Origin of the sequence: Sedimentibacter sp. zth1, assembly GCF_017352195.1 — a bacterium.
GTDB lineage: Bacteria > Bacillota > Clostridia > Tissierellales > Sedimentibacteraceae > UBA1535.
The window spans coordinates 2,095,654-2,117,372 of record NZ_CP071445.1; the positions used below are offsets into that span (position 1 = coordinate 2,095,654).

A 21,719-nucleotide genomic window follows, 5' to 3' on the forward strand; every position below is an offset into this window, starting at 1 on the left:
TTATTTAATTTTTCTCATTAAATTTAATTTTTTTGCTAATAAAAAAATTACTAATGCTACTATTACACCTGCTAATATTCCTATTGGTGTGCTTACATTTGAAATAAAAACTGCTGTAAATCCAAGTACAGCACTAATAACATATAATATTAGTACAGTCTTTTTTTGTGATAAGCCTTTATTCATCAACTGATGATGTAGATGTTCCTTATCTGCTTCCATAATAGACTTTTTATTAATAAGTCTTCTTATTATAGCAAAGAAAGTATCTAATATTGGTATTCCAATAGCTAATATTGGTACAATCAAAGTTATTGCGGTTGCGCTTTTGACCATACCGAGAATACCAATTATAGACAGCAAATATCCTAGAAGCATAGCACCTGTATCACCCATAAATATTTTTGCTGGATTAAAATTATGTGGTAGGAATCCAAAACAAGCTCCAGAAACTATTGCACATTGTACAGTTATAAAATCATGCCCTTTAGTAATTGCTGTTACAAGCAAAGATAAAGAAGCTATTCCTGATACTCCTGCCGCTAATCCATCAAGTCCATCTATAAGATTTATAGTATTAGTTATACCAACTATCCATATTATGGTTATAGGTATAGAAAACTTATCTAACATGCTCATTCCAGTCATCGAAAGTGGATTAGTTATAAAGTGTATTCTTACCCCACCTACCACTGCTACTACTGCTGCAATAATTTGAATTAGCAACTTAACCTTTGCCGGCATATCATACATGTCATCAACTATACCTGCTAAAACCAAAATTGTAGCACCTATGATAACTGATATATTAACTGTATTATGAGGTAGAAAAACTATAGCACATGCAATTATGGCAATGTACATTGCAAGTCCACCAAAATAAGGCATTGGTTTTTTGTGTATTTTTCTTTCACACTTAGGAACATCTAATGCTCCAACTTTTATTGCTAGTTTTCTCGCTAATGGTGTCATTAAAAAGGCAATAACCAGTGAACTAAAAAAAGCAATTATATATAAATAATTATTCATTTCATCGCCTACTTTAAATGTTAGAATTTTCTATGTTCATCATTTTTTCTATCCTTCTTATATGTCTACCACCTTCAAATTCAGTAGAAAAAAATGTGTCCACAATTTCTAAAGCTAAGTTTTTACCCACAATTCCGGCTCCAAAAGCTAACATATTAGCATCATTATGCAATCTAGTCATTTTAGCCATATATGCATTTGTACATAAAGCACATCTTACACCTTTTACTTTATTTGCTGATATTGATATTCCTATACCAGTTGTACAAATAACTATACCTTTTTCACATTCTTTCTTAGAAACACATTCTGCTGCCTTTTGCCCATAATCAGGATAGTCAACAGAATCCAAGCTATAAGTTCCCGTATCAATAATTTCAAAACCCTTGTCTTCTAAATGTTTCTTAACAATTTCTTTTAATTCATATCCACCGTGGTCACAACCTAAAGATATTTTCATATTTATTTCCTCTCAAAATTATAAATGTATTTTACTTATAACATTATTTACACTTTCTTTAATTTCATCTCTACATTTTCTATATACATCCAAATCCTGTCCATATGGATCTAGAATATCAAGTGATACATCTGAATTGACATATTCTTTAAACGTATATATCTTATCACTTATTTCTTTATTAGTCCTTAATAAAATATGTTTATGTTTTTCAGTCATAGTAAGTATTAAATTAGCCTTTTCAAGCATTTTATCGTTTATAACTTTTGATTTATAATTTGATATATCAATATTAATTTCCTTTAATGCCTCTACAGCATATTTGCTTGCTGATTCGCCATCTATAGCACTAATACCAGCTGAGCATACATCAATTGGTAAATTTTTATTATATAAAACATTTTTTATTATACCCTCTGCTATACAACTTCTGCATGTATTTCCAGTACATATTAATAATAAATTAAAATTAGGCAATGTCTTAATTTCACTTGAAGCCTTACCAAGTCTATTCATTATAGCTTTTCCAATATTTTGTTCCTCAAATGATTCCGAAAGAATTACATCTACTCCAAGCTTATCAAAATTTCTAAGTTGTCTAAACAAATTTGAAGCAATTGTAATAGGATTATTCCTATCTCCTATACTAGACACTATTCCTTGTTGATAATTATTTTTGGTTTGATCAGTTGCCATAATTCCAACTTTACTACCGTTATCTAAATATAACTTACAGTCTTTTTGTATCTGTTCCACCATTTTATTAATACTACCCTTATATGTAATAACCTTAGCCTTTGGCGAATAGTGTCTATATTTTTGTCCCGGTGATCTAGGAATTATTTTCTCATCATTCTTAATAATAGCTGGATCATAATCACAGCTACCCAGAACGCTCTTGATATCTTCGCTAGTTACTCCACCTGGTCTTAAAATCATCGGTATATCCACTGTTACATCGACAACAGAAGATTCAAGTCCTATACTTGTACTTCCACCATCAATTATCATGTCAACCTTACCATACAAATCTTCTATAACATGTGAAGCCTCTGTTGGACTTGGTTTTCCTGATGTGTTAGCACTCGGTGCAGCGATAGGTGTTTTACTTAATCTAATCAATTCTAATGCAATCTTATTTTTCGGCATCCTTATGCCAACTGTATCTAATCCTGCAGTAACTATATCTTTAATAATTGGTTTTCTTTTAAACAACATAGTTAACGGACCTGGCCAAAAATTTTTAGCCAATATACGTGCGTTACTCGGTATCTCTTCAACAATAGTATTCAAATCGTTAATATCTATAATATGAACTATTAATGGATTGTCCTGTGGTCTACCTTTGGCTTCAAATACTTTGGCACATGCATCTTCATTTAAAGCATCCGCACCAAGCCCATAAACAGTTTCTGTCGGAAATACAACCAACCCACCATTATTTATTATTTCTGCTGCTTCTTGTAAAACATTCAAATCAATGTTATCAGGATCAACCTTTACAACCTTAGTCTTCAAATCATTCATTCTATAGTTCGCCCTTAATTAAATTATCTTTATTATTTTTTTCCTTAAAAACTTTTTTCAAAAGAATTGGTGTTAAAATTGTAGTTCCCATAGAAACAACAATTGCAGATGTAAATAATCCATTAGGAATTATTCCTAAATTTTTACCAAGATTAGCAACTATAAGTGCCACCTCTGCTCTTGGAATCATTCCAATGCCTACTTGCAATGCCTCTTTATTGCTAAATCCAGTAAGTTTTGCCGTAACTCCACAACCTATTATTTTACCAAATATCGCTACTACCAAAAATATAACTGGGAACACTATAGAGGTAATTCCATTTAAATCTACTCCTATTCCGATATTAGCAAAGAAAATCGGTGTAAATATAGTATACGCTATTACGCTAAAATCATTATCAACTTTACTTTTAAATTTTCGTATCTTAGAAAATATAATACCTGCTGTATATGCTCCAATAATAGTTGCTAATCCTAATTCGGAAGCAAAAAATGCTATTAAAAAACAACATATTAAAGCTACAGTCCCCGGAGTAACGATATGCGCAAATTTGTGCAAATATTTAGAAAACAATTTTACTAAAATTATACCAACTATAAGTGCTAATACAAAAAATACTATTATTTTAGCTATAATAATTAATGGATTACTACCATTTGTTGGACTAACTATTCCTACAACTACTGCAAGTATGACTATACCTATAACATCATCCATTATTGCAGCACCTAATATATTAACTCCTACTTTATCCTTAACCTTATTAAATTCTCTAAGCGATTGAACTGTAATACTAATACTAGTAGCAGTTAATATTACTCCTGCAAATATTGCTGCTTCAATTGTCGCATCCTTATAAAATAGAAGAACTGCTCCAACTCCAAGTATGTACGGAACAACTATACCACCCAGTGCAATAAACAAAGAACTTCCTGCTGATCTTTTTAATTCCTCTAAATCAGTTTCCAATCCAGCCATAAACATTAACAATATAACACCTATTTCAGATAAACATGATATTATTTCAGTTTCACCAATAATACCAAATACTGAAGGTCCAATAAGTAAACCTGCCAATATTTGACCAAGCACGCAAGGCTGTTTAAACTTTACGGCTATTATTCCACCTAAATTTGCCGCTAATAATATGACTCCTACATCAAATAAAAATTTTGAACTCTGCTCCATTTTATCTCCTAACTATTTTGTTAATTAATACTATTTTTTAAAATAATACTAAAAGTTTTTTGTAATTTAGTAAGAAATAAAATTATGTTAATTTTACTATTTTATTATTATAATATGAATAAATTCACTTAACACAAGTTTTATGCCATCTTTCTAAATTCATAATAATTATACCACTTTAATATTACCATATCAACAAATTAATACTAAATCAATTTTTACGCCATCTGGCAAAATTCATATACCCTCTATTATAAATTATTGTTACTCATTTTATAATTTTTATTTAATGTTTTAAGGAATTTAATATTTAGTATTTATACTTTAGAATTTAGAAAATGAAAAATGGAAAAGTTTCTTTAAATAAAGATAGGTAAAAAAATATAAAGCACTACAAATAAAGTGCTTTATTTAATAATAGTATAAATGATTGCAATATTTCCAGGTGGGCTTAAGCCCACCTGCCAAAGTTAATATTATTCGTTTACAGCTTCTTTTAGAGACTTACCAGCTTTAAATACTGGTGCTTTTGATGCAGGTATTGCAATTTCTTCTTTAGGATTTCTTGGATTTCTTCCTGTTCTTTCTTTTCTGTTTCTAACTTCAAAAGTTCCAAATCCAACTAATTGAACCTTTTCGCCTTTAACTAACTCATCTTTTATACTGTCCATCATAGCGTTAAGAGCTCTCTCAGCATCTTTCTTAGTAAATCCAGTTTTTTCTGCTATATTAGCAATTAATTCAGCTTTATTCACAAAAAAACCCTCCTTAAATTATTAATTTTATTTAAATTCCTATTGGAATCTTTGACTGATTGTTTATCATTTCTCTTTTTCTTTTTGTTTCTCTTTATTCCAAATTTTTAATGCTTCTTCTGTAGTTACAGCTTTATCATCACCGAAAACATGTGGATGTCTTCTTATCATTTTTTCACACACGTTATTTATTACGTCATTAATATTAAAATATCCTTCTTCTGATGCAATTTCACTATGAAAAACTACCTGGAATAAAACATCCCCTAATTCTTCACATAAATTTTCATAATCCTTATTGTCAATAGCATCTAATGCTTCGTTAACTTCATCGGTAAAACACTGCTTACAAGTATCATGTGTTTGCTTTCTATCCCACGGGCATCCTTCTGGTCCCCGTAAAATTTTAGTAACTCTAAATAAGTTGTTTATATTATACAACGGTTTTTTATAACTTTCAATAGGCAAAATGCAAAAATATGTTGAAAACTCATAATTTCTTTCTTGATCTAGCAAATATAAAGGTATTTTTTTTATATTTTTATTTAAAACATCAATTTTCAGAACCTCATGAGAGTCGGAATACGATTCCATAAGCATAATTTTAATATTTGAAGCAACATCTTGTCTATCTATCTGCGTGATAAAATTTACAGAATTAATATCAAAGCTAAATTCATCAATCTCTAAACAATCCAAAACTTTTATGCTTTTATAGTCTGCATAACCTGATAAAGTTAAACATTCCTCCAAAAAGCTTTTCGCATCATATATCTCGATTTTAATTTCATCATCACACAGTGCTAGTAATTTTTTCGTAACCACATCCCCTAAATATGGACTACCTGGAATGCAATAATTAATTTTACCATATTTTTTCACTTTTTCAACAACTTTTTCAACAATTTTTTCATAAATTTCATTAAAATCTACAAATTCAACAAAAAAATTGTCGAACGTCTCATATTTTATTCCATTTTTTAACATTTCTTTTGTAATTGAATGTCTTTCTGTTCTTAAGAATGTAGGTATGTTACTTTTAAGAGTATTATAAGCTTTAACTGATAAATCTTCCAACTCACCTGTTCCTAATCCAATAATATTAATTGTACACATAATTTCACCTTTATACATTTTAAAAGCTAATGAACAATCATTAGCGATAATTTTATTTTCTTACAAATTTTTTCAATTTATTACCCATAGGTATAAGTTCAAGATCTTTGGAATTTATTGTTCCTGTTGCAAACAATGCTACAGAGTAAACAATTCCACCTACCATTACTGATAAAAGCGTCAAAATTTTACCTGTAATTAAAAGTCCACCAACATAATATGTTAACCCAACAGCAACTGCCATAATTGCAGTTGACAATAATGGCAAAGCTGCTATCTTTATTATGCTATCCGTTTTTATTGTCGTATATCTCTTAATATCAATATAATTAAGTACAGCCACTACAAAATATGCCCCTCCTGTACTTAATGCAGCACCTTTAATATTAATTGTTGGTATTGATATTAATACAAAAGATAATATTACTTTTATAATTAGCCCTATAAACAAGTTCTTAACCGGTACCATTTGCTTGTTAACTGATTGAAGTATGGCTGTAAAGGCTTGAACAAGTATTAAGAATATAACACTTATAGATAAAATAGATAATAATAAACCTGTTGTTGCAAGCTCATCTCCTACAATCGAAAATAACAGTTGAACAAGTGGTGTTGCCAACATAAACATACCTACTCCACATGGTAATGCTAAAATTAAAGATATTTTAATTCCCGCACCAGAAATTTCATTTAATCTAGCTTTATCTTTTTTAGTAAACGCTTCTGTAATAACAGGCACTAAACTCATTGCTATAGCTGTTGAAAATGCTTGTGGAAAATTTATAATCGTATGTGCAGTACTTAAATGTCCATATAAAACAGCAATTTCTTTTTCTAAATAGCCTAAAGCATCTAATCTATTTGCCACTATTGCACCATCCAACACGCCGATAACTGGTGCAATTGAAGCGCCAATTGTTATAGGTATTGCTATAGCCAATATTGAATTAACTACGTTTTTATTTGTATCTAATTTATTATTAACTGCACTATCTATTTCATTTTGTGTCAATTTTTTTCTCATCATAAAGAATGTAAACATAACTATTAGTGCAATTATTCCACCAATTGAAGCTCCAAATGTTGCACCAGCAGCTGCTTTTTCAATTCCATAATCAACTAAAGAATATGCAAGTATTAGACCTACTACAACTCTAAATACTTGTTCTAGTATTTGAGATATTGCAATTGGAACCATGTTCTGTGTTCCTTGAAAAAATCCTCTATATGCTGATAATATAGGTATCACTAAGAGTGCTGGAACTAATGCAATCAATGAATAGTAAGACTTAGGATAACCCATTAAATTTACAATTGGTCTTGCAAGCAACAATGTAAGTACTGAGGTAACAACACCTACTACAAATAAAGTCCACAATGAAACACTATAAATCTGTTGGGCACCTAAGTGATTATTTAAAGCTCTTTTTTCTGAAACTAACCTTGCAATCGCTGTTGGAAATCCTACAAGTGACATTGCTAGTAAAAGATTATATACATTATAGGCTGGTTGAAAATAACCTATTCCTTCTTGCGTAATAAGATTTGTTAGAGGAATTTTATATATTGCTCCTAATATTTTGACAACAAGACCTGCAATACTTAAAATTGCAGCACCTTTTACGAAATTATCCTTTGACATAAACTCAAAGTCCTCCTACTTTATAACTATTGTAATAACTATTACTTACTTTATCACAAAAATATTTATAATAAAAGAAAAATATTTCTTAATTATGAAATTTAAATACATTTTAAAGGTTGATAACATTATAATATGTGTTTATAATATTATTAAATACTTTATTAATATTATTCTTATTTAATAATTAGTAAAATTAAAATAGCGAGGTTATAATGGAAGAACTTAAAGGAATAATATTTGATACTATATATAGAAATGAAGAAAATGGATATACAGTAGCGTTATTAGAAACTGATACAAATGTTGTTACTATAACTGGTAACTTTCCTTCTGATTTAACTAGTGAAACTGTTTTGATTTATGGTAAAACAATTAAGCATCAAAAATACGGAGAACAATTTCAAGTTGAAGCTTATAGCATTTTATTACCGACAGAGTTAAATCAAATTGAAAATTATTTAGCTTCAGGACTGATTAAAGGAATAGGAGAATCTATCGCTAAAAAAATAGTTGAAAAATTCGGAGAGGATACATTTAAAATAATACAAAAATACCCTGAAAGACTTACTGAAGTTGAAGGGATTGGAGATATCAAATCCAAAGCTATTAGTGATAGTTTTATCGATCAATTAGACATAAAAGAAATTATGATGTATCTTCAAAACCATAATATCAGTCCTACATATGCTGTTAAAATTTATAAATATTATGGCAATGATACCATAAAAATTATAAACGAAAATCCTTATCGACTTTCTGAGGATATTTTTGGTATTGGATTTAAGCTAGCAGATAAAATTGCCTCATCTATGGGTGTTGAAAAACAATCTGTTTTCAGAATTCATTCTGGTATTAAATATTTGTTAATCGAAAGTGCTGCAAAGGGACACTCATATGTGCCAAAAAAGATTTTAGTGAATTTAGCTATTAATCTACTTGGAACTACTAGTAACTTAATAGAATTACAAATTAGAGAAATGGCATTGCAAGATAAAATAAGAATTGAAAATTTTAATTCAAATGAATGTATATATTATATTCCTTATCATAATGCTGAAGTCAATGTTTGTAACAAATTGGTGGCATTATCAACGTATGAATTTGAAGTGTGTGATAAAGATATATCACTTATAGTAAATGATGTTCAAAGTAAAAATAATTTCGAGCTTAGTCCAACGCAAAATATAGCAGTCAAAGAAGCAATAAAAAATGGTGTAACAGTTATAACAGGTGGACCTGGTACGGGTAAAACAACAATAATAGAAACTATAATTAATGTTTTTGAAAACTTAAATAACAAGGTTTTACTATGTGCACCAACTGGACGTGCTGCTAAAAGAATGAGCGAGTCAACACAAAGAGAATCTAAAACAATACATAGAATGTTAGAGTATGCGTATGGAGAAAACGACAATAATTTATCCTTTAATAAAAATGAAGAATCTCCACTTAATGCTAATGTTATAATTGTAGATGAAGTTTCTATGATTGATATAATTTTAATGAACAATTTATTAAAAGCAATAACAACAGGTTCAAGACTAATTTTGGTTGGAGATATAGACCAATTGCCAAGTGTTGGTGCTGGTAATGTTTTAAAAGATATAATAGCTAGCAAAGCAATAACAACAATTAAGCTTGATAAAATCTTCAGACAAGCTGAGGGTAGTAGCATAATAGAAAATGCTCACAGGATTAATAATGGCGAAATGCCCATATGTAATGAAAAGGATTCAGATTTTTTCTTTATGAGAAAAACAAACAACAAAGAAATTGCTAACTTGATTGTTGATTTATATACCGAAAGGCTACCCGTAAAGTACAAAATTGATCCTATAAAAGATATTCAAGTTTTGTCCCCTATGAAAAAAGGTGATGTTGGAGTTATAGAAATAAATAATTTGTTACAGGAAGTTATAAATCCACCCTCCAAACTAAAATGTCAAAAATCTATGGGCAAGATTATCTTTAGAGTTGGTGACAAAGTAATGCAAGTTAAAAACAACTACCAGATACCATGGACTATTAAAGTTGATGATAGTGCTGATATTGAGGGTGAAGGAATATATAACGGTGACATTGGTTATATCATATTTATTGATGAAAATAATCAGGAATTGATTGTTGAATATGACGACAATAAAGAAGCTTTATATACATTTTCTCAACTTGACGAGCTAATACTTGCTTATGCAGCAACTGTTCACAAAAGTCAAGGTAGTGAATTTCCAATAGTTATTATTCCAATGACATGGGCACCAGAAGTATTATTGTCTAGAAACCTACTATATACAGCAATAACAAGAGCTAAAAACTTAGTTGTTTTAGTCGGTCAAGAAAAATATGTTGAAAAAATGGTAAATAATGATAAAATAGATTATAGATACTCTGCACTTGATATTAGACTAAGAAATATAAAGGAATTTTATAATTGGTAGCAAGATATGATAAGTTTTATTGAATCTTTTTTAGAGTTAATTTACCCAGAAAAGAACATATGTCAAATATGTAATATATATGATGAAAGTATCAATGATAATTACATTTGTAAGGATTGCTATGCTGAACTGCAAAAAATACTTTCACCTTTTTGTATTAAATGTAACAAAGGCATAGATTATAATTCTGAATATGGCTTATGTAAAGAATGTATTAGAAAATCAAGATATTTTGATGCTATTAGAAGTCCCTATTATTATAAAGGAAATGTAAAAAAGTTAATACATGATTATAAATACTGTAACAAACCATATTATTACAAACTTTTCGGAAAGCTATTAGTTGATTATATGATTGATATAGACTACACAAACTTTGATTTCATAATATCTGTTCCATTGCATAAAATTAAACAAAGAAAAAGAGGATACAATCAATCAGAATTAATCGCAAAATATATTTCCAAAAAATTTTCTATTCCTTACTTAGATATACTTAAAAGGGTAAATAATACTACAAAGCAAAGCAACTTATCTGCTAGCAGTAGACAGATAAATCTTAAAAATGCTTTTGCAATAAAAAGTAATCGTTTTTTAAATACTATAAAGGGTAAAAAAATACTCATTGTTGATGATATTTTTACCACTGGTACTACTATAAACGAATGCAGTAAAATATTATTGACAAATGGAACTTCCAATGTTTTTGGATTAACAATTTCCAGATAATAATTATAAAATATATTACGTTTTATGTTTAATTATATTTCCGAAGGGTATAATTAAAATAATATATAAGTTCAAAATAACTTGAAAGGAGTTGATTGAATGAATATTACAGTTTATGGAAAAAACATTCAACTAACTGATGCATTAAAAGAAGTTACAACTAAAAAAATAGGCAAATTGGATAAATTTTTTTACAAAAATATTCAAGCAAAGGTTGTACTTAGCGTAGAAAGAAAAAAGCAAAAGGTAGAAGTTACAATACCATTCAATGGCAGAATACTACGTGTTGAAGAGGTTTCTGATGATATGTATTCATCAGTAGATGATGCAGTTGAAGCATTAGAAAAACAAATTAGGAAACATAAAACTAAGCTTGAAGACAAAATGCATTCAAACGAATCAATAAAATTTGAGAACATTGAACCACTTATAGATGATGAATTAGAAGAAGATTTTAAAATAGTTAAAACAAAAAGATTTGCAATAAAACCAATGAACGTAGAAGAAGCAATTCTGCAAATGGATTTACTAAAACATGATTTCTTTGTTTTTATAAATGGCGACACAGATGAAGTAAATGTTGTTTACAAAAGGAAAGATGACAATTACGGCTTGATAGAGCCGGAATTTTAATATAAAAAGGATGTGGAATTTATTCACATCCTTTTTTATTTAATAATTTTTGTATAATTTTGTAATATTATTTTATTTTTTTTAAAAAAATGGTATACTATGTATATATAAATTTAAACAAAAAATTTTAGGAGGTCATAACATGACACATGTTTCTGAAAGATTTTTAAAATATGTATCATTTGATACTGAATCAAATCCTGAATCAAATACTATTCCAACAAGTGCTAAACAAAAAGAATTGGCTAAATATTTAGTTGATGAAATGAAAACTATAGGTATAAAAGATGCTTATATGGATGAGTTTGGCTACGTGTACGGAACTATAGAAAAAAATACAAGTAAACAAGTCCCTACCATTGGTTTTATATCTCATATGGATACATCCCCAGATTTATCTGGTAAGAATATTAAATATAGAATTGTTAAAAATTATGATGGAAAAAATATAGTGTTAAACCAAGAAAAAAACATTATAATGAAAACAAGTGAATTTGAAAGTCTTGAAAAATACGTTGGCCAAGATTTAATTGTTACAGATGGAACAACTTTACTCGGAGCAGATGATAAGGCTGGTATAGCTGAAATTCTTACTATGGCTGAAACATTTTATAATAATCCATCTATAGAACATGGAGAAATAAAAATTGGATTTACGCCTGATGAGGAAGTTGGAAGTGGTGCAGACCATTTCAATGTTAAGAATTTTGGCGCTGACTTTGCATACACTATTGATGGTGGAGAGTTAGGTGAAGTAGAATATGAAAACTTTAATGCTGCAAGTGCTAATATTATAATCAAAGGAACAAATATTCACCCAGGTAGCGCAAAGAGAAAAATGGTTAACTCAATGCTTATTTCAATTGAATTTAACAATATGCTTCCTGTTTTTGAAAACCCAGCATTTACTGAAGGTTATGAAGGATTTAATCATCTATGTGACATAAATGGTACTGTTGAAGAAACTAAAATGCAATATATTATACGTGACCATAACATGGATAGTTTCACAGCAAAAAAAGAAAGATTTTCAAAAATTACAAACTATTTAAACGAAAAATATGGAGATGGTACCGTTGAAGCTGTAATTAAGGATTCTTATTTCAACATGAAAGAAAAAATTCTTCCTCATATGCATATCATTGAAACAGCTAAAAAAGCTATGGAAGCATTGGACATAGTTCCAATTGATGTTCCAATAAGAGGTGGTACTGATGGAGCTAGATTATCTTTTATGGGTCTTCCTTGTCCAAACCTGTGTACCGGTGGACAGAACTTTCATGGTAGATATGAATATGTTTCTATCCAATCAATGGAAAAAATAGTTGATATACTATTGAAAATTAATGAATTATATTTAGGATAAATTAATTTTTCTGTTGATAATGTTTTAGAAATATTATATTATAAATTTAATAAATTATTGAATTAAGGGGAATTTATTATGATTATTGAAGCTATTATTATAGGTATACTTATAGGTTTTATTCGAAAAGGAAAGTTTTCTAGATTAGAATACTTAAAAATCCACCTATCACCATTGATTATTGTTGCTTTATTTTCATATATTGCAATTATAGTTATGAATTTAGGATTGTTAAATTTTAATTCGCGTTTGTATACTATTTTTTTAGTAACAACTTATGCTCTTATAATAATAGTATTGGTATTCAATTTGGACAAAAAGTTTATGTTTATACCACTCATAGGAGTTATGTTGAATTTTGTATGCATGTGTGTAAACAGCTTTAAAATTCCTATAAAAAGCACTATAATTCAAAGTGTCTATGGTAGTGAAATGAGTAATTTGTTACTAAATGGCAAAGTTAAATTTTTTATACAAGCAGAAGGTGCGTCACTAAAAGGTTTAGGAAAAATATTTTATTTAGGCAATTATTATTTTTATGATGTTATGCTTAGCATTGGAGATATATTTATTGCTTTTGGTATTATGTTTGTTGTTCAATCTCTTATGACTGATAAGTTTTTAAAGACTAGAGATTCAATAACGTTGTCTAAGTCACTATATAAATCTAAAAGAAGACATTAACAAAAAACTGCTCTTAAAACAGAGCAGTTTTTTTTATGTATCTATTTTTCAATATTACTATCTTTTATAGTTTCTGCAAACGTTGTTGCCAATCCAGCCATATTTTGTAAATTTGATGGGATTATTATTTTTGTTGCTTTTCCATCAGCTACTTTTAACATTGTTTCAAAACTCTTTAAAGTTAATACTTCTTTAGTCGGTTCTGATACATTCAATAATCTTATACCTTCTGCTTCAGCTTGACGAACCTTAATTATTGCTTCTGCCTCGCCTTCTGCTTCTCTAATAGCAGCTTCTTTTTTAGCTTCTGCTCTAAGTATTGCTGACGTTTTTTCTGCTTCTGCTTCTAATATAACAGATTGTTTTTTACCTTCTGATACCAATACAGCAGATTTCTTTTCACCCTCAGCTCTAAGAATTTGTTCTCTTCTTTCTCTTTCAGCCTTCATTTGTTTTTCCATTGCATCTTGTATTTCTGATGGAGGCATAATATTTTTAAGTTCAACCCTGTTGATTTTAATACCCCATGGATCAGTTGCTTCATCAAGAACACTTCTCATTTTTGTATTAATTATTTCTCTTGATGTAAGGGTTTCATCTAATTCCAAGTCACCAATAATATTTCTAAGACTTGTTGCAGTCAAATTTTCTATTGCTGACATTGGGTGGTCAACCCCATATGCAAATGATTTTGGATCAGAAATTTGGAAATAAACAACTGTATCAATTTGCATTGTAACATTATCCTTTGTTATAACTGGTTGTGGTGGAAAATCTATTACCTGCTCCTTCAAAGATACTCTTTTAGCAACTTTATCAATTAATGGCAACTTGAAACGTAATCCAACACTCCAAGTACTTTGATATGCGCCTAATCTTTCAACAACATATGCGTGTGCTTGTGGAACTACCTTTATATTGCTAATAACTAAAATAACTAAAACCGCTACAATTATTAATGGTAATAATGGTAATATTGGTTCCATAAATTCCTCCTATTTAAATATAATATTTTTAATTGCTGAGTTTTTCAACAATTAACTTGACTCCTTCAATTTTCTTTATACATACAATTTCATCTTTTTCAATTTCTATATTATCATACGATGACCTTGCTGTCCATTCTTGCCCTTTTATCACAGCTTTACCTTGATAATTCAAATTGTTAATTTTTGATGTAACTTTTGCTTTTTCTCCAATTAAACTTTCTACATTTGTTTTAGTCTTTCCAATTTTGAGATATTTCTTAGCTATAGGTCTTGTGAATATTAATAACACAATAGACACAATTAAGAATACAATAATTTGAACCATTAAACTTGCTCCAAAACTATATGTTATAAAAGCAGCTAATGCTCCAAAAGCAAACCACATAGTTACAAGTCCCATTGTTAATCCTTCAATTATTAATGATGCTACCATAACTACAACCCAAGCTATTCCCATATTTTCCATAAAAACACCTCCAATAAATTCATTATACACTAATATAATATAAATGTAAATAGTATTTACTATTTTATTTAAATAATCCTGTAATAGGTTGATATGGATTAACACACTCATTGTAAATACTAACACTAAAGTGTAAATGTGGGCCAGTTGAGAAACCTGTAGTGCCTAAAGTTCCAATTATATCTCCTTTGTTTACTATATTATTTTCTACTAAGTTTAATGAATCTAAATGATAATATGTTGTAAATAAACCCATACCATGGTCTATAACTACTGTATTGCCAGTTAGCGTTAAGTACCTCGAGACTTTAACTATACCTGTATTAGATGCTTTTACTTTAGTACCAGTAGGTGCTGCTAAATCAATTCCAGAATGTACTGTTGGTTCTTTTTCGTCGTTTATATACCTTATTTCTGCAAAATCAGTTGTTAAAACACCTTCTACTGGCATAATAAATTTATCCTGCCAAAGCATTTCATCAAAAGAACACTCTCTTGAAGATTTAACGATTTTTAAATACTCCTGATTAGCAATTTCAGTTCTGGTTTTGTCACTTATACTCTCGTCTATTTGTAAATATTGTGTTTTGAATTTTTTTTCATTTACTGTAAAGACTTTAGACAAACAGTATTCATTTTTTTTCCCTTTATTTACAATGCACCTAATTTCATATTGACCAGGAATTGCATTTACACTTATTGGCATTATATTAATTATACCACCATTATATGTGTAGTTTTTTGTTTCAAAATTAATAGCTGTACATAATAAATTTACTGTATCATCCTCATTTACATTTTTCACAAATACAGAAAGAATATCTCCCGGATAATTATTAGTTGATAATATTTCTAATTCTGCTGGATAATCTAAATTCGCTAAAAAATCAATCGTTTGAGTCCCATAGTTATCCCTTCCTAATTTTTTATACCACTCTGCTTCAACTTCAACTAAATAGTTACCATCTTTAGTTATATCCTCAAAAGCTTCTTTTATAGTTTTAGCTGTTTTAATAACTTTTCCATTTTTAAATACTTTAATTATATAATTATCAGGAATAATATCAAATTCTATTTTATAATTCTCTAAATCATTAATATTTAATACATTTTTATCCTCATTTATTTCTACTCTTTCCTCATAAAGACTATTATTTATCTTTTTATATGCCCAATTATACTGTTTTGATAACTCCAATTCTTTACTATTTTCTTTTAAAATCATTTTTGGTGCTGTTGCTTCTATATAAATATATGAAAAATCTTCACATATAAAAATATCTTCTGTTGCGTTTTTCTTGATTTCATAAATATTACCGTTTTTTATTAAATATATTTTTTTATTGTTATAATCAAATGATAAATAAGCTATTTCATTCTTTCCAACATAATGCTCTATCACAAGTTTATAATCATAATTTTCTGTATTTATTTCTTTATCAATTTTATTGCAATTTCTAGTAGCATGCTTAATGATATTTAGCGTATCATCATTAGAATATACCATTTTAATTTCGTTATTTTTTAAATTTGTAAGTTCGATTTTTTTTATACTTAGTAGCTTAACGCTACAAGCCAAAATGATAGCAATAAAAACTAAGAAAGCTATAACACTACTTTTCTTCATAAACTTCACCTCAAGTATTTTAATTATATTATTGGTTAAGTTTAAAAAAATATACAAATGTTAGATTTGAAATAGATTTTTTATGTTACATCAAGCAATCGTAATGATTAAAGGAACTACAGAAATAAAAGAACTTAAATCTCTCTATGATTTAAGTTCTTATTATTTAATATAATTCTTAGTTTAAATATTTCTTTAAATATTGTCCCGTATATGATTCTTTAACTTTCGTCACTTCTTCTGGTGTGCCTGTTGCTATTACCTGTCCTCCACCGTCTCCACCTTCAGGTCCTAAATCAATTATATAGTCTGCCACTTTTATAACATCTAAATTATGCTCTATAACTAAAACAGTATTGCCAGTTTCAACAAGCTTATTTATAACTTCTATTAGCTTATGTATATCTGCTACATGTAATCCCGTTGTTGGTTCATCAAGCATATAAAGTGTTTTGCCTGTAGCACGCTTACTAAGTTCGAATGCAAGCTTAATTCTCTGTGCTTCTCCACCTGATAGCTCAGTAGATGGCTGACCAAGCTTAATATATGAAAGTCCGACATCATACATTGTCTGAAGCTTGTTTTTTATCTTAGGTATATTTTCAAAAAAGCTTAATGCCTCTTCTACTGTCATATCAAGAACATCGGATATGCTTTTGCCCTTATATTTAACCTCCAATGTTTCTCTGCTATATCTTTTACCCTTACATACATCACAAGGAACATAAACATCAGGTAAAAAATGCATTGCAATTTTAACTATACCGTCACCTCTACAAGCTTCACATCTTCCACCTTTAACATTAAAGCTAAATCTTCCCTTCTTATATCCTCTTGTCTTTGCTTCATTAGTCATAGCAAATACATCCCTAATGTAGTCAAATGCCCCAGTATAAGTAGCAGGATTTGAGCGAGGAGTTCTTCCAATAGGAGATTGGTCTATACTTATAACCTTATCAATATTTTCTATACCTAAAATTTCGTCATATTTACCTGTTCTAACCTTAGTTTTACTTAACTTTTGATGTAATCCTTTTAATAGTATTTGATTTACAAGTGTACTCTTACCAGAACCTGAAACTCCTGTTATACAAACAAGTCCACCTAGTGGTATTTTTACATCTATATTTTTTAAGTTGTTTTCTTTAGCACCCTTAATTTCAACAAATCTATCTCCAAGTTCTCTTCTCACTTCTGGAACATCAATTTTTTTCTTACCACTTAAATATTGACCAGTGATGGATTTTTCACATTTTTTGATATCATCAAATGTTCCAAATGCTATTACTTCTCCACCGTTAATACCTGCTCCAGGTCCCATGTCAAGTATATAATCTGCACTCTCCATAGTTTCTTCATCGTGTTCAACAACAATTAATGTATTGCCTAAATTAGTAAGATTTCTAAGTGTTTTTATAAGCTTTGCATTATCTCTTTGATGAAGTCCTATACTTGGCTCATCTAATACATATAAAACACCTACTAAACTAGAACCTATTTGTGTTGCTAACCTTATACGCTGTGATTCTCCTCCTGAAAGAGTACTTGCATTTCTACTAAGAGTTAAATATTTAAGTCCTACATCTCTTAAGAAACTCGTACGCTCTTTTATTTCTTTTAATATTTGACGACCTATGAATTCCTGTTTAGGAGATAAAACTAAGTTGTCTAAAAATTCCAGTAACTTTATTATAGATAAATTAGTTACTTCATAAATATTTTTTCCTCCAACTTTAACTGATAAGCTAATGTTATTAAGTCTAGCCCCATGACAATGTGGGCATGGTGTATCATTCATAAAGCCTTCTATCCATGCTTGCATATCAGGTGACTTTGTTTCAATATATCTTCTCTCAAGATTGTTAACTACACCTTCAAAATCCCTAACGTGAGTTCTTTCACCTTGAAATTTACTCACAAATTTAATAGTTAATTCTCTACCATTTGTACCATACAATATTTCGTCTATAAATTCTTGTGGTGCCTCACTAAGGGGTTTACTTATATCAAATTTGTGATAATCTGCAATAGCTTTAAATATTTGAAAATAGTACCCTTCTTCATCTGCTCCAAATGGCACTATAGCTCTTTGTGCAATAGTTTTATTCCAATCTGGAATTATTAAATCTACATCTATTTCTTTCTTCACTCCAAGTCCTAAACATGGTTTACACATTCCAAAAGGATTATTAAAAGAAAACATTCTTGGTGTAATCTCCCCGAATCCGATACCACAATCAATACAAGCAAAGTTTGTACTCATAAGCATTTCTTCTTTATCAATTACATCTATTAGCACTAAACCTTCTGCTAACTTCAATGCTGTTTCAACTGAATCCGCAAGTCTTTTTTCTATTCCTTCTTTTATAATAATTCTATCAATAACAACTTCTATATTGTGTTTTTTAGTTTTAGATAAATTTATATTATCATCTAAATCATATAGCTCACCATCTATTCTTACCCTAACATACCCGTCTTTTTTTACGGTTTCTATAAGCTTTTTATGTGTTCCTTTTTCTCCTCTAACAACTGGAGCGAGTATTTGTAGCTTGGTTTTTTCAGGCAGCTCTATAATTTTATCTATAATTTGGTCTACTGTCTGAGATGTTATCTCCTTGCCACAGTTTGGACAATACGGAGTACCAATACGTGCATACAATAATCTCAAATAATCATATATTTCTGTTACAGTTCCAACGGTAGAGCGAGGGTTTCTATTAGTAGTTTTCTGATCTATCGATATAGCTGGAGATAACCCTTCTATATACTCCACGTTAGGCTTATCCATTTGACCTAAAAACTGTCTGGCATATGAAGATAAGCTTTCTACATACCTTCTCTGTCCTTCTGCATATATAGTATCAAAGGCAAGTGAAGTTTTTCCTGAACCACTTAATCCTGTAAACACTATAAATTTATCTCTTGGAAGTTCAATATCAACATTTTTTAAATTATGTTCTTTTGCTCCCTTAACTATAATTTTATCCATAGTAATTTTCTCCTCACAAAACCATATTATAGATTATACTGCTTTTCTAATTTTTTAATTTCATCTCTAATTTGAGCTGCTCGTTCGAATTCTAAATCTTCTGCAGCCTTATACATTTCTTTTTCAAGATCTATTAGAAGTTCTGAAACATTTATATCTTGTTTTTTATTAACTTTATAATCTTCTTTTTCTTCTGCAACCTTAGTTGCTTCAATAACATCACGAACTCCCTTTTTAATAGATTTAGGGATAATTCCATGCTCTATGTTATATTCATTTTGTATTTTTCTTCTTCTTTCCGTTTCTGTTATTGCTCTATTCATTGATCTAGTAACCTTATCAGCATACATTATAACTCTACCATTAACATTACGAGCAGCTCTACCAACTGTCTGAATCAACGATGTTTCAGAACGCAAAAATCCTTCTTTATCTGCATCAAGAATTGCTACGAGTGAAACCTCAGGTAAATCTAATCCCTCTCTCAATAGATTTATTCCTACCAATACATCAAATTTACCTATTCTTAAATCTCTAATAATTTCCATTCTTTCAATTGTATCTATATCCGAATGTAAGTACCGAACTTTTATACCAGCATTTTTAAAATAGAATGTTAAATCCTCTGCCATTTTTTTAGTTAGTGTTGTAACTAAAACTCTTTCACCTTTTTCAACAATAGCTCGTATTTCCTTCATTAAGTCATCAATTTGATTACTAACTGGTCTAACTGATATAGGTGGGTCAATTAATCCAGTTGGTCTAATAATCTGCTCAGCAACGTTTTGACCATGCTCTTTTTCGAATGGTCCAGGTGTTGCGCTAACAAATACAACTTGATGTATGATCTGTTCAAATTCATCAAATTTTAGAGGTCTATTATCAAGTGCTGAAGGCAATCTAAAACCATAGTTAACTAAAGTCTGCTTTCTCGCTCTATCACCATTAAACATTCCTCTAACTTGTGGAACACTAACATGGGATTCATCTATAAACATCAAAAAATCTTTTGGTAAATAATCTAGTAAAGTAAATGGTCTTGCCCCTTCTGGTAAATTGTTAATATGTCTTGTATAGTTCTCTATACCATTGCAATATCCCATTTCTTCTAGCATTTCCAAATCATAATTTGTCCTTTGCTCTATACGCTGTGCTTCTAGAAGCATATTTTCACTTTCAAAATATTTTAATCTATCCTTTAATTCTTCTTTAACGCTAACTACTGCACGTTTTATATTTTCTTCAGTAGTTGCATAGTGTGAAGCCGGAAATATAGAAATATGATTTCTTCTACCCAGCATTTCACCTGTAATAGTGTTAATTTCAGTTATTCTTTCTATTTCATCACCAAAAAACTCAACTCTTATAGCACTTTCAGAAGATGATGCAGGAAATATCTCTAAAACATCTCCCCTTACTCTAAAATTACCACGAGTAAAGCTAATATCGTTTCTTTTATATTGAATTTCTACGAGTTTTTTGATAACTTCATCTCTATCTTTTTGCATTCCTGGTCTAAGAGAAATGACTAAATTTTCATAATCAATTGGACTACCAAGCCCGTATATACAAGATACACTAGCTACTATTATAACGTCTTTCCTTTCGAAAAGAGAAGCTGTAGCAGAGTGTCTAAGCTTATCTATTTCATCATTTATAGCAGAATCTTTCTCTATAAAAGTATCACTACTTGGCACATATGCCTCTGGCTGATAGTAATCATAATAGCTTACAAAATACTCTACCGCATTTTCCGGAAAAAATTCTTTAAACTCCGAGCATAGTTGCGCTGCTAAAGTTTTATTATGTGCTAAAACAACAGTAGGCTTTTGCACTTTCTCGATGATATTTGCCATTGTAAATGTCTTTCCTGAGCCAGTAACACCCAATAACGTTTGAAATTTTAAATTGTTATTTATACCCTTTACTAAATCGTCTATAGCCTGTGGTTGGTCTCCTGTAGGCTTATATTCAGAATGAATTTTAAATTTACCCATTAGTCACCTCGAAACATTTGTTCGCTTTTATTATATATTAACAGTAATTTTGTGTCAACTTATTTGTGTAATGTTAT

General features: G+C 29.4%; 17 protein-coding genes. 5 read left to right on the plus strand and 12 right to left on the minus strand.

The annotated features are described in order from the left end of the window. The 7 genes from JYG23_RS10170 to JYG23_RS10200 all read right to left on the minus strand — a co-directional run bounded on the left by JYG23_RS10170 (position 1) and on the right by JYG23_RS10200 (position 7,718). Positions 1-1,029 carry a glycosyltransferase family 4 protein gene (locus JYG23_RS10170; RefSeq protein WP_207235567.1) on the minus strand — a complete coding sequence of 343 codons (1,029 nt, stop codon included), beginning with the start codon at positions 1,027-1,029 and terminating at the stop codon, positions 1-3. Positions 1,030-1,042: 13 nt separating this feature from the next. Further along, complete coding sequence (gene rpiB / locus JYG23_RS10175; RefSeq protein WP_207235568.1) at positions 1,043-1,489, minus strand: ribose 5-phosphate isomerase B; 447 nt, start codon at positions 1,487-1,489, stop codon at positions 1,043-1,045. An 18-nt stretch (positions 1,490-1,507) separates the two neighbouring features. Continuing rightward, positions 1,508-3,016, minus strand: a complete 1,509-nt coding sequence (locus JYG23_RS10180; RefSeq protein ID WP_207235569.1) for an L-threonylcarbamoyladenylate synthase — start codon at positions 3,014-3,016, stop codon at positions 1,508-1,510. Position 3,017: 1 nt separating this feature from the next. Continuing rightward, positions 3,018-4,205, minus strand: a complete 1,188-nt coding sequence (locus JYG23_RS10185; RefSeq protein ID WP_207235570.1) for a cation:proton antiporter — start codon at positions 4,203-4,205, stop codon at positions 3,018-3,020. A 476-nt stretch (positions 4,206-4,681) separates the two neighbouring features. Further along, the gene (locus tag JYG23_RS10190; protein WP_207235571.1) at positions 4,682-4,960 is read right to left on the minus strand and encodes an HU family DNA-binding protein; all 279 of its coding nucleotides are present in this window, start codon (positions 4,958-4,960) and stop codon (positions 4,682-4,684) included. Positions 4,961-5,026: 66 nt separating this feature from the next. Then, positions 5,027-6,076 (minus strand): MazG nucleotide pyrophosphohydrolase domain-containing protein, encoded by a 1,050-nt coding sequence (locus JYG23_RS10195; RefSeq protein WP_207235572.1) that lies wholly within the window; start codon positions 6,074-6,076, stop codon positions 5,027-5,029. Between the two features lie 52 nt (positions 6,077-6,128). Further along, positions 6,129-7,718, minus strand: a complete 1,590-nt coding sequence (locus JYG23_RS10200; RefSeq protein WP_207235573.1) for a polysaccharide biosynthesis protein — start codon at positions 7,716-7,718, stop codon at positions 6,129-6,131. 215 nt (positions 7,719-7,933) lie between these two features. Here JYG23_RS10200 and JYG23_RS10205 point away from each other — a divergent pair, with 215 nt between their 5' ends. From JYG23_RS10205 to JYG23_RS10225, 5 genes are all read left to right on the plus strand, one after another. After that, positions 7,934-10,159: an ATP-dependent RecD-like DNA helicase gene (locus tag JYG23_RS10205; protein ID WP_207235574.1), complete on the plus strand. Its 2,226-nt coding sequence runs from the start codon at positions 7,934-7,936 to the stop codon at positions 10,157-10,159. Between the two features lie 6 nt (positions 10,160-10,165). Then, positions 10,166-10,888: a ComF family protein gene (locus tag JYG23_RS10210; RefSeq protein ID WP_207235575.1), complete on the plus strand. Its 723-nt coding sequence runs from the start codon at positions 10,166-10,168 to the stop codon at positions 10,886-10,888. Positions 10,889-10,987: 99 nt separating this feature from the next. Next, complete coding sequence (gene hpf, locus JYG23_RS10215; protein WP_207235576.1) at positions 10,988-11,521, plus strand: ribosome hibernation-promoting factor, HPF/YfiA family; 534 nt, start codon at positions 10,988-10,990, stop codon at positions 11,519-11,521. Positions 11,522-11,663: 142 nt separating this feature from the next. After that, positions 11,664-12,887 carry a peptidase T gene (pepT, locus tag JYG23_RS10220; RefSeq protein ID WP_207235577.1) on the plus strand — a complete coding sequence of 408 codons (1,224 nt, stop codon included), beginning with the start codon at positions 11,664-11,666 and terminating at the stop codon, positions 12,885-12,887. Positions 12,888-12,965: 78 nt separating this feature from the next. Beyond that, a complete protein-coding gene (locus JYG23_RS10225) occupies positions 12,966-13,571 on the plus strand; it encodes a DUF5317 family protein (protein ID WP_207235578.1) in 606 nt (201 codons plus the stop codon). A gap of 41 nt (positions 13,572-13,612) precedes the next feature. On the opposite strand, the gene JYG23_RS10230 is transcribed toward JYG23_RS10225, so the two are convergent. The 5 genes from JYG23_RS10230 to uvrB all read right to left on the minus strand — a co-directional run bounded on the left by JYG23_RS10230 (position 13,613) and on the right by uvrB (position 21,642). Further along, a complete protein-coding gene (locus JYG23_RS10230) occupies positions 13,613-14,557 on the minus strand; it encodes an SPFH domain-containing protein (RefSeq protein WP_207235579.1) in 945 nt (314 codons plus the stop codon). A gap of 28 nt (positions 14,558-14,585) precedes the next feature. After that, on the minus strand, positions 14,586-15,026 hold the full coding sequence (locus tag JYG23_RS10235) for an NfeD family protein (RefSeq protein ID WP_207235580.1): 441 nt from the start codon (positions 15,024-15,026) through the stop codon (positions 14,586-14,588). A gap of 64 nt (positions 15,027-15,090) precedes the next feature. Then, positions 15,091-16,653 (minus strand): M23 family metallopeptidase, encoded by a 1,563-nt coding sequence (locus JYG23_RS10240; RefSeq protein ID WP_207235581.1) that lies wholly within the window; start codon positions 16,651-16,653, stop codon positions 15,091-15,093. Positions 16,654-16,831: 178 nt separating this feature from the next. Continuing rightward, positions 16,832-19,645 (minus strand): excinuclease ABC subunit UvrA, encoded by a 2,814-nt coding sequence (gene uvrA, locus JYG23_RS10245; RefSeq protein WP_207235582.1) that lies wholly within the window; start codon positions 19,643-19,645, stop codon positions 16,832-16,834. 26 nt (positions 19,646-19,671) lie between these two features. After that, positions 19,672-21,642 carry an excinuclease ABC subunit UvrB gene (gene uvrB, locus JYG23_RS10250; protein WP_207235583.1) on the minus strand — a complete coding sequence of 657 codons (1,971 nt, stop codon included), beginning with the start codon at positions 21,640-21,642 and terminating at the stop codon, positions 19,672-19,674. Positions 21,643-21,719: the final 77 nt, after the last annotated feature.